At 68.3% G+C, this 898-nt stretch carries 1 protein-coding gene; it reads left to right on the top strand.

The window, feature by feature from the left end; genetic code table 11:
* The coding region (locus U5768_RS31815) for an acetyl-CoA C-acetyltransferase (RefSeq protein WP_322034288.1) at positions 1-888 on the top strand (888 nt) is incomplete at its 5' end.
* Positions 889-898 lie beyond the last annotated feature (10 nt).

Raw genomic sequence — 898 nt, 5'->3', positions numbered from 1 at the left:
GCCAACGCGATCATCGCGGGCGACTCGGAGATCGTCGTGGCCGGCGGCCAGGAGAACATGAGCGCCGCGCCGCACGTGCTGCCGGGCTCGCGCGACGGCTTCCGCATGGGCGATGCGAAGCTCATCGACAGCATGATCGTCGACGGCCTGTGGGACGTGTACAACCAGTACCACATGGGCGTGACGGCAGAGAACGTCGCGAAGGAATACGGCATTACGCGCGAGGAGCAGGACGCGTTTGCGGCGCTCTCGCAGAACAAGGCGGAAGCCGCGCAGAAGGCCGGCCGCTTCGACGCCGAGATCGTGCCGGTGGCGATCCCGCAGCGCAAGGGCGAGCCGCTGCAGTTCGCGACCGACGAATTCGTGCGCCACGGCGTGACGGCCGAATCGCTCGCGGGCCTGAAGCCCGCGTTCAACAAGGAAGGCACGGTGACGGCGGCGAACGCCTCGGGCATCAACGATGGCGCGGCGGCGGTGGTGGTGATGTCGGCGAAGAAGGCCGAGGCGCTGGGCCTCACGCCGCTCGCGCGCATCAAGGCGTACGCCAGCGGCGGCGTGGATCCGAAGGTGATGGGCATGGGCCCGGTGCCGGCATCGAAGCGTGCGCTGGAGCGCGCGGGCTGGTCGGTGAACGATCTCGATCTCATGGAGATCAACGAGGCGTTCGCCGCGCAGGCGCTGGCCGTGAACAAGCAGATGGGCTGGGACACGTCGAAGATCAACGTGAACGGCGGGGCGATTGCGATCGGGCATCCGATCGGCGCATCGGGCTGCCGGATTCTCGTGACGCTGCTGCATGAAATGCAGCGCCGCGACGCGAAGCGCGGTCTTGCCTCGCTGTGCATCGGCGGCGGCATGGGTGTGGCGCTCGCGCTCGAGCGGGCCTGATCGGGTTTGA

Source organism: Paraburkholderia sp. J76 (assembly GCF_905220295.1).
Lineage (GTDB): Bacteria > Pseudomonadota > Gammaproteobacteria > Burkholderiales > Burkholderiaceae > Paraburkholderia.
Note: the sequence above shows the minus strand (reverse complement) of the source record. Positions and strands in the feature narration are given on the sequence as shown.